This window comes from Pseudomonas rhodesiae (genome assembly GCF_007858255.1).
Taxonomy (GTDB): domain Bacteria; phylum Pseudomonadota; class Gammaproteobacteria; order Pseudomonadales; family Pseudomonadaceae; genus Aquipseudomonas; species Aquipseudomonas rhodesiae.
Genome location: NZ_VFEU01000042.1, coordinates 19,143 through 28,273, shown reverse-complemented (window position 1 = coordinate 28,273; position 9,131 = coordinate 19,143). Strand labels below are relative to the sequence as shown.

Sequence of the window (9,131 nt, the reverse complement as noted above, 5' to 3'; positions counted from 1 at the left end):
CTACCAACTCGACCACCTCGGCACACCCCAGGAACTCACCACCCCCGAGGGCGATATCGCCTGGTCCGCCCACTACCGCGCCTACGGCGAAATCGCCCGCCTCGACGTAGGCAAACTCGACAACCCACTGCGCTTCCAGGGCCAATACTTCGACGAAGAAAGCGGCCTGCACTACAACCGCCATCGCTACTACAATCCGGATATTGGTCGCTACCTGACGCCGGACCCGGTGAAGTTGGCGGGTGGGATCAATGGGTATCGGTATGTGCCCAATCCGACGGGATGGGTGGATCCGCTGGGGTTAAGTCGGTGTCCGGGTAAATGCCACCCGGCTAAAAGTGCTGACGACCCTGAAAACAGTGCAAAAGCAAACGAAGGGCAGCCAAAGTTACCCGCACCAGAAAACATTCAGTGGACCGCTCATGGCTACAAACACAGCCCTTCAAAGAGAACGCCCTGGAAAGATATTGTAGCCGCAACAAAATCTGGACCAGCCAAGTACAAACCAGACATTGACATCGAAAAAATAGAAAAAGACGCCTATAGAAACGGCAGTATTACTACTAACGGCAAACCTTGGAAGGTGATGGAGTATCCTGATAGTATCGGAGCAAGCGAGGGAAGCCCGAGTCGCTGGATTCGCATAGAGCTAAGTGCAAACACAATTCACGGCCATCCTATTTCAGAACGTGAGTTCAGGAGATTAACTAAGTGATCTCACTAGATTTCTTACACGGCAAAATTACTTATGATGAGTTTTCATCCCTGCAAAACCTTTCCGCAGAGCATCAACTCCAAAACTTAAAAGAAGATATGCTTCAGGTCGAATATCCTAGCGGTTTCCTGCTTGACGTAGGCTGGTATCCGTCTTTCGATATAGAAGGGTGCTTTCAAGTAAAAATTATTAAGGACTTTGACTGGGATTCCCCCACCCTGAGTCTGACTTCAAAATCAATTGAGAGCATATGCTCACTACTTGATCTCGCGCAAAATAAAATCAATGAAGAATTAAAAAAACAAAATAACCGCTAACTATCTAACGCCATAGCTCACACGAACCCGACGAAAATTTTCACACGCACAAAACAAGAAAAATCCAGACCAAACGAGACTAACCAACTGACACCGCACATCTATAAACACTCAAAAAAACGGCCCATAAAAAAACATACTTAGACAGTGCGCACCTCCCTGGAAGCAATGCAGCTTCCGCCTACGAAATCCAAAAACAATACCTATTAAATAAATAATCTGGGATTGTAAGTACATACTCACTATCCCCCCCATAGCCAACCCCAATTCGCCGCCCCGCCCTACCGCGCCTAGACTCTGTTCAAGTTGTTTCAACGGACAGAGGATTTATCATCATGGGCAAACGTCATCCCAATCTCCCCGCCTGGCAGTGGCGCCATTACCCGCAGAACCATCAGCATCCGACCAATCTGGCGTTGCATCTGATCGCGGTGCCGCTGTTTATCATCGGTTTTTTGTTGATCGTGTCCGGGGTGTTCAGCCTGAGTGTGGCCAGTTTTGCGGTGGGTGTGGTCGGTATCCTTGCAGGGCTGGCGTTGCAGCGTCATGGGCATAGCCTGGAAGCTCAGGCCAGTGAGCCGTTCAGTGATCGCAAAGATGCGGCGCAACGCCTGGTGGTCGAGCAGTTCGTGACTTTTCCGCGCTTTGTGTTGAGTGGCGGTTGGTGGCGCGCCTGGCGGCAGCGCCAACGGCATTGAAGGTCAGGCGAATACCACCACGGTCTGGCGGCTGATGGCGATCAGTTCACCGCTCGGGCTCCACAGTGCGGCAGCGGCGTGACCGTAGCCGTCGCGGGCGTGTTCGATGTTGACGTAGTACTGGCACCAGTCGAGGGTGGTGAGGTTTGCCAGCGGCTGGATGAATTCGATGGTCCAGGTCAAGGTGCTACCGGGGGCCGGTTTCTTCAGGTGCGGCAGCAGCGCCGGAGGCCAGGCGTCGACCAGCGCGAGGATGTGCGCCTCGGTCAGCGGCTCTTGTTTCACATCGCCACGCAGTCGGACCCAACCACCCATCTCGCGGGATTTGTTACCGGTAAACGGCAAGCCGCCGACACTCCAGCGCATGGCCAAGTGGCGCATGAATTCAGGCGTCACCCCTTTGATATAGGGCAGCTCCTGGCAGTCGTCCCAGTGTTTGAACATGGGTGGCGGCTCGCTGGGGACGTCGATTTCCGACGTTCGAGACCCACCAAAGCTGGCCTGCACCAGTGTCGCGACTTCGCCGTTCTGCACCACGCGTCCGAGCAACTGGCTGACGGCCTTGCCTTCGCGCAACACTTCAACTTGATAACTGGCCGGCACATCAGGCGCCACCGGCCCCACAAAGGTCACTGCCAGCGAGCGCAGCGGGCGATCGCCAGGGACTTGGGCACGCAGGGCTTCGTATTGCAACGCTGCCACTAGCCCTCCGAAGGTCGCACGGCCCTGGGCCCAGTCGGCGGGGATGGTCACGTCCAAGGGGTTATGACGGGCAGCGTCGAGCAAATCACTAAAGTGCATGGCGACCTCAAAGCGAGAAACAGAAGACAGGATCTTAACCATCCTACCTACAGTGAACAGCGCCTATTCCGGCCAAAAACCGGACCGTCTCAGAAGCAATGAGCGCTGAGTTTGTCCAGTACACGGTCGGACTCGCCCTCGGCCTTGACCAGGGTGCGCTGCCACACCGCCACGCAGGGCTGCAGGTCCGCCTGCTGTTCAGCTTGGGCCAGCCACTGTAAGCAATCGTGCCAGTCGCCAAGCACGGCCTGGGCTTTCTTGAGACGGGGGACGGCATTGGCGGGGAGCTTATCCAACTGTGGGTACGCCTCGGCGGCGTAGCGCACACGCTTGATCAATAAGCGCAGACGATGCCGATCATGACCCGGCTCTTTGAGCGCTGCGCCAAGGTTATGCCACTGCTTGGCCAAGCGTTTTTCGATGCGCGTGCGCAGCCCTTTGAGCAGTTTCTGGTGTTCGGAGGCCCGAATAAAGCGCGGAAAAGCGTCCAGAATCTGTAACAACTGCGCAAGCTCAGGGGATTGAGCTACGTGACGATAGGCATCGGGCTGCGGCCGCAAGCGTCGATCCGCCGCCTCGTGATGGCCGTGCTGGTGCAAGTAAGCGGCCAGCACTTCCCGATCACGCAGGGGGGTAGTCAACTGACCGACAGCGCTGGCGGCGACTTCCAGTTGCTCCACACCCGGCAGCCCGCGCAAAGGTCGTAACAGGCTGCGCAAGCGGCGCACGGTGGTGCGCAGGTCGTGCAGGGCTTCATCATCAGTGACGGCGGCAAGGCGAGCCTGACAGCTCAGTAACCCCACTTCCAGGCCAATGACCTGGGCGACTAGCTGATCGACCAACGCTGACATCACTTGCTCCCCTGACGATGAACATTCCCCGACGACTCAAGATGCCCGACTCGGATCAGCGACCGGCGCGGGACTCACGAATGTAGAAGCGCGCTTTCTCGGCCTTGTTGGCACAACCTTCGAAGGCTTCGAATTGCTGTTGGGTCTTGGCGCCGGTCAACAGCGACAAGGCTTTAGAGTAGCTCACGGTACCGGCAAAGCCTTCGGCCTTGGCCAGGTCCAGTTCTTTCCAGGCGGCGTCCAATTGCGATCCGCAGCTGTCACGGTAGGCGGTTTTGCCGGCACAACCGGCCAAGGCCAACACGATCACAGGCACACACATCCAGGCTTTCATTGATGACACCTCAAAAGGAAGAAACAGTCGTACGGAATAGACGTTGCCTACAAGGAAAAGTGCCTTGTCCGCCAAGGGGAAATCATACTCGCCTATTGCCAGAGCATACTCGAGCCGCGTGGCTATTCTGGAAAATATAGTTCAGGCAGGCCGCGAAGATTGAAGCCGCCCCCTCAATGGGTGCATTGTGGGCGGCAGTCTGGGGAAGGACATGAACCATGAAGAAACGTGTTGCCTTGGTGCTCGGGTCCGGTGGGGCTCGCGGCTACGCCCATATCGGGGTGATCGAAGAGATCGAACGACGCGGCTATGACATCGCCTGTATCGCCGGTTGTTCCATGGGGGCCGTGGTCGGTGGCATCTACGCCGCCGGTAAGCTGGACGAGTATCGCCGTTGGATCGAAAGCCTCGATTACCTGGATGTGCTGCGCCTGGTGGACGTGAGTTTTCGCCTGGGGGCGATCCGCGGCGAGAAGGTCTTCGGGCAGATCCGCAAGATCGTCGGCGAGCTGAATATCGAAGAACTGCGCATCCCCTACACCGCCGTGGCCACCGACCTGACCAATCAGCAGGAAATCTGGTTCCAGGAAGGTTGCCTGCACCAGGCCATGCGCGCGTCGGCGGCTATTCCCAGCCTGTTCACGCCGGTGATGCAAGGCAATCGCATGCTGGTGGACGGCGGTCTGCTCAACCCGCTGCCGATCGTGCCGGTGGTGTCGAGCCACTGTGACTTGATCATTGCCGTCAACCTCAACGCCACCAACCAGAAGCACTATCAGTTACCGGTCATTCAGCGCCCACCGGCGTTCAAGAGTCGTTTCAACAGCCTGGCCAAGTCGCTGGGTTCGCACTTGCCGTTTCGCCGCAAACAGGCCGAGCAGTTAATGAAGCTTGAGCAGGAAGCCTTGCAGGCTCAGGCGGCGGATATCAACCCGTGGCTGGAGTCGGCCGAGCCCGAATCGCAGCAACCGGCGGCCGCGCCGGAAAAACCCGGGGCGCCGAAATCGGCGACCGGTTCGTTCATCATCGATAACGTCGGCCCCGCGTCACTGCTGGATTTGATCAACCAGAGTTTTGAGGTGATGCAGACGTCGTTGGCGCAGTACAAAATCGCCGGTTATCCGCCGGATGTGCTGATCAACGTGCCCAAGCGGGTGTGCCGGTTTTTTGAGTTTTACAAGGCGCCAGAGTTGATCGCCCTCGGGCGGGAGATTGCGAGCGATACGCTGGATCGGTACGAGAGTGAGCAGCCTTGAAGGCGTCGGTATGACGGGTGACGCCATCGCGGGCAAGCCCGGCTCCCACAGGGGATTGCAAGGGGGCATGCCCGCGACTCGAACACAGGAAACTGATCTACGCCCCCACTAATCGATACCCTACCCCGGCCTCGGTCACGATAAACCTTGGCTGGGTCGGATCATCCGCCAGTTTTTGGCGCAGATGGCCCACCACGATGCGCAGGTAGTGGCTGTCTTCGGTATGGGTCGGGCCCCAGATGTCCTTGAGCAATTGTTGCTGGGTGATCACCCGCCCCGGATGGCGCGCCAGTTGCGCCAGCACTGCGTACTCCTTGCGGGTCAGCGCCACTTCGGCACCGTCCAGCAGCACGCGGCGGTAGGCCAGGTCGACGGTCAGCGGGCCGAAGCACAGCGCGGCTTCCTGCGTCTCCCCCGCGGGGGCCTGGCGCAACAGCGCCCGAATCCGCGCCAGGAACTCTTGGATGCCAAAGGGTTTGGTCACATAGTCGTTGGCGCCGCCATCGAGGGCTTGGACTTTCTGTCCCTCGCTGGCGCGCACCGACAGCACCAGCACCGGCACCGTCGACCACTCTCGAAACTCGCGCAGCACTTGCTGGCCGTCCATATCCGGCAGGCCCAGATCCAGCACCAGCAAGTCCGGTTTGCTCAGCGCGGCCTGGGCCAGCCCTTCGCTGCCAGTGCCGGCTTCGATCACTTTGTAGCCCTGGGAGGCCAGGCTGATGCGCAAGAATTTGCGGATCTGCGGTTCGTCATCAATGACCAAAATCGTCGCGGTCTGGCTCATGGTGTTCCATCAAAATCCGTAGAAAAAACAGGGTAGCTCACGGCTCACGTTCCAGGCCAGGCTGGGTGGGCAACGGCAGGAACAGACTGATGCAGGTGCCGCGCCCATCGATGCCCTCGGCGACGCGAATATGCCCGCCGTGGGCGCCGACCATCCCTTGGCAGATCGCCAGCCCCAGGCCGGTGCCCTGCCCGCCACGGTCGCCACGCGCAGCGGTGTAGAACATATCGAAAATCTTCGCGCGCTCCTCCTCGGGAATGCCCGGCCCCTCGTCAGCCACGGCGAAAAACAGCTGATTTTCCGCCACCCCGGCACTCAGTTGCAGGCGCCCGTGGGGCGGCGAAAAGCGCGCGGCGTTCTCCAGCACATTGACCAGCGCCTGTTCGATCAATGCCGCATGCACATACAGCAGGGGCAATTCGGGCGGCACATCGGTGCTCACTTGCAACGGCGCCAGCACCGCGCGCAAACGGCCAAGGGCGCTGCCGACGATATCCCCGGGAGAGACCCAATCGCGCGCCAGCTTAAGCGCGCCGTGGCCCAGGCGCGTCATGTCCAACAAATTCTGGATATAGCGGTCGAGACGCTCGGCCTCATCGCGGGTGCCTTCGAGCAGTTCGCGCCGATCCTCCAAGGGAATCGCCTCGCCGAGGGCCAACAGGCTGTCGATGCTGCCGCGCATGGACGTCAAGGGCGTGCGCAGATCGTGAGACACCGAGGCGAGCAAAGCGCTGCGCAGTTGCTCGGTTTCACCGTGCAAACGCGCGGACTCCAACTCTTGCGCCAGCTGTGCGCGGGCCAACGCTTGGGCCAGGGGCTGACTCAACGCCGTGAGCAGGCGACGGCGCTGGCCGCTCAATTCCAGGCCGGGTTTGGCGCTGACGCCGAGTAAGCCCAGCGGCCCTTCTTCCCCCGACAACGGCCACCACCACCAGCGTCCGAACGGTAAGGTGCCGGTGCCCATACCCGCCGGCTGATCGTGTTGCCAGGCCCAATCGGCGGCGGCGCGCTCGGCTTCGGTGAACGTCAGCGGGCCGCCGGTCTCGACCTTCCAGCCGCCCTGACCGTCGCGGTTGACCAGGCACAGGTCCAGATCACTCCAGCCCTCCAAGTGATGGGCAGCCGCGCTGATCACCGCCTGGCGGTCGGTGGCGGCGGTGAGTTTGCGTGACAGGTCCAGCAGCTCGCTGGTCTCTTCCTGGGTATCGCGCAAGGCTTGCAGCTGGCGACGCTGGCGCGCGGCGAGGTTGCCGGTAAGCGCAGCCATCAGCAGGAAGAACAACAGCGTCAGTACGTCTTCTTCGCGCTGGATGGCAAACGAGAAGTTGGGCGGAATAAACAGAAAGTCATAGGTCAGGAATGACAGCGCGGCGCACACCAAAGAAGGCCCCAGGCTGCTGCGCACCGCCACCAGCAACACCGCCGCCAGGAACACCAGCGAGATATTCGGTAACGGCAGCGCGCTCGACACCGCCCACGCCACACCGGTTGCCACCAAGGTAGCGACCACTGCCAGGGCGTAATCGAACCACTCCAGGCCGCGCACTTCCGGCAGACGCGGCGGGGCCGGCACATCGTCGCTGTCGAGCACGTTGATTTCCAGGCCCCGGGCATTGCGCAGCAGGCGTGCCGCCAGGCCGCCACCGAACACGCGGCGGTGCCAGCGCATGCGCGACTGGCCCACCAGCAGCAGGCTGGCGCGGCGTTCGGCGGCGTGTTGGATCAGGGTCTTGGCCACCTCGCCGGCACGCAACAACACCACCTCCCCGCCAAGGCGCTCGGCCAGTTGCTGGGCGTTTTGCAGGCGCAGGCGTGATTGCTCGTCCCGTGCGCGACCGTTATCGATATGCACCAGGCTCCAGGGCAGATGCCGACGCTGCGCCACGCGGCTGGCGTGGCGCACCAGACGTTCGGCCTGCGCATCGCCATCCACGCCCACCAGCAAGCGCCCGCGCACAGCCGGGGCGTCTTGACCGAGTTGGCGGTAACCCTGGGCCAGATCAGCGTCGACATGGGCCGCGGCGGCCTGCATCGCCAGCTCGCGCAGGGCCGTCAGGTTGGTCTGGGTGAAGAACGCATCGATGGCTGCGCGCGCCTGTTCCGGCACGTAGACCTTGCCATCGCGCAGGCGCTCCAGCAGTTCGCGGGACGGCAGGTCGATCAGCAACAGCTCGTCGGCCTCCTGCAGCACCCAATCCGGCAGGGTTTCGCGGACCTGCACGCCGGTGATACCACGCACTTGATCGTTGAGGCTTTCCAAGTGCTGGACGTTGACCGTGGTGAACACGTCGATACCGGCGGCCAGCAATTCCTGGATGTCCTGCCAGCGCTTTTCGTGACGGCTGCCGGGGGCGTTGCTGTGGGCCAGCTCGTCCACCAGCACCAGCTTGGGCTTGGCGGCGAGCAGGCCGTCGAGGTCCATCTCTTCCAGCATCACGCCGCGATACTCGCTGCGCACCAGCGGTTGCTGCGGCAAGCCGCTGAGCAAGGCTTCGGTCTCGGCGCGACCGTGGGTTTCGACTACGCCGGCGATCAATTTGACGCCTTGGCGCAGCTGGGTATGGGCGGCCTGGAGCATGGCGTAGGTCTTGCCCACCCCCGGCGCGGCGCCCAGAAAGACTTTGAGCCGGCCACGGCCGTGCCGGGGCAGATCGGCTAACAGGGCATCGGCGCGGCCGGAGTCGCTCATGCTCGGGGGTTCCTCAGGTGTTGATTGGTTGCGCTTCAGGCCGCCTTCGCGGGCAAGCCCGCTCCCACATGCGTACTCCTGTGGGAGCGGGCTTGCTCGCGAAGGCAGTTCACTGCTTACAATTTTTCCAAGGCCATGTTCAATGCCAACACATTCACCACTGGCGGGCCCACCAGCGGGCTTTCGACATGCTCATCGAGCAAGCGCTGCAAGGTCGACAACGGCACATTTCGCGCCGCCGCCACGCGCGCCAGTTGATAGGCAATCGCCTGCGGTGGCAAGTGTGGATCAAGACCGCTGCCAGAGGTAGTCAGCGATGCCAGAGGCACCGGCCCCTGACTCGGTACGAATTGCTTGGTCGCGTCATCGAAGATCCGCGTCGCCAGCGCCGGGTTGCTTGGGCCAAGGTTGCTGGCACTGCTTGAGACCGTCACAAAAGCGCCGGCCGATGGACGCGGGTGGAACCAGCGGTCACCGGTAAATTCCTGGGCGATCAGGCTGGAGCCACGCACTTTGCCGCTGGCATCGCGCACCAGGCTGCCGTTGGCCTGGTCGGGAAATGCGACCTGGGCAACACCGGTGACCACCAACGGGTAGGCGATGCCGGTGATCAGCGTCATCAGAACCAACAGGCTGATGGCTGGGCGAATGATAGGGGTCATGTTCATATCCTCAATCAGTTG

General features: G+C 61.0%; 10 protein-coding genes. 4 read left to right on the top strand and 6 right to left on the bottom strand.

The annotated features are described in order from the left end of the window. From FIV35_RS28430 to FIV35_RS28420, 3 genes are all read left to right on the top strand, one after another. On the top strand, window positions 1-715 hold a 715-nt coding region (locus tag FIV35_RS28430; protein WP_211363919.1), incomplete at its 5' end, for an RHS repeat domain-containing protein. Continuing rightward, window positions 712-1,032 carry a hypothetical protein gene (locus tag FIV35_RS28425; protein WP_034096565.1) on the top strand — a complete coding sequence of 107 codons (321 nt, stop codon included), beginning with the start codon at window positions 712-714 and terminating at the stop codon, window positions 1,030-1,032. The genes FIV35_RS28430 and FIV35_RS28425, both read left to right, overlap by 4 nt. Before the next feature lie 335 nt (window positions 1,033-1,367). After that, window positions 1,368-1,730 carry an Mpo1-like protein gene (locus FIV35_RS28420; RefSeq protein ID WP_034096564.1) on the top strand — a complete coding sequence of 121 codons (363 nt, stop codon included), beginning with the start codon at window positions 1,368-1,370 and terminating at the stop codon, window positions 1,728-1,730. 3 nt (window positions 1,731-1,733) lie between these two features. On the opposite strand, the gene FIV35_RS28415 is transcribed toward FIV35_RS28420, so the two are convergent. The 3 genes from FIV35_RS28415 to FIV35_RS28405 all read right to left on the bottom strand — a co-directional run bounded on the left by FIV35_RS28415 (window position 1,734) and on the right by FIV35_RS28405 (window position 3,716). Then, on the bottom strand, window positions 1,734-2,531 hold the full coding sequence (locus tag FIV35_RS28415; RefSeq protein WP_034137465.1) for an acyl-CoA thioesterase: 798 nt from the start codon (window positions 2,529-2,531) through the stop codon (window positions 1,734-1,736). Between the two features lie 89 nt (window positions 2,532-2,620). Then, the gene (locus FIV35_RS28410; RefSeq protein ID WP_034096562.1) at window positions 2,621-3,382 is read right to left on the bottom strand and encodes a CHAD domain-containing protein; all 762 of its coding nucleotides are present in this window, start codon (window positions 3,380-3,382) and stop codon (window positions 2,621-2,623) included. A 55-nt stretch (window positions 3,383-3,437) separates the two neighbouring features. Continuing rightward, entirely contained in the window at window positions 3,438-3,716 is a 279-nt protein-coding gene (locus FIV35_RS28405) for a hypothetical protein (protein ID WP_034096561.1), read from the bottom strand. A 218-nt stretch (window positions 3,717-3,934) separates the two neighbouring features. Here FIV35_RS28405 and FIV35_RS28400 point away from each other — a divergent pair, with 218 nt between their 5' ends. Continuing rightward, window positions 3,935-4,972, top strand: a complete 1,038-nt coding sequence (locus FIV35_RS28400) for a patatin-like phospholipase family protein (protein ID WP_034096560.1) — start codon at window positions 3,935-3,937, stop codon at window positions 4,970-4,972. A gap of 97 nt (window positions 4,973-5,069) precedes the next feature. Here the strand turns inward: FIV35_RS28400 and FIV35_RS28395 are convergent, their stop codons facing one another. The 3 genes from FIV35_RS28395 to kdpC form a co-directional block, all read right to left on the bottom strand. Then, a complete protein-coding gene (locus FIV35_RS28395; protein ID WP_034096559.1) occupies window positions 5,070-5,759 on the bottom strand; it encodes a response regulator in 690 nt (229 codons plus the stop codon). Window positions 5,760-5,796: 37 nt separating this feature from the next. Continuing rightward, window positions 5,797-8,448, bottom strand: coding sequence for a sensor histidine kinase (locus FIV35_RS28390; RefSeq protein WP_034112540.1), 2,652 nt, complete (start codon window positions 8,446-8,448; stop codon window positions 5,797-5,799). 116 nt (window positions 8,449-8,564) lie between these two features. After that, window positions 8,565-9,110 carry a potassium-transporting ATPase subunit KdpC gene (gene kdpC, locus FIV35_RS28385; protein WP_034096557.1) on the bottom strand — a complete coding sequence of 182 codons (546 nt, stop codon included), beginning with the start codon at window positions 9,108-9,110 and terminating at the stop codon, window positions 8,565-8,567. Window positions 9,111-9,131: the final 21 nt, after the last annotated feature.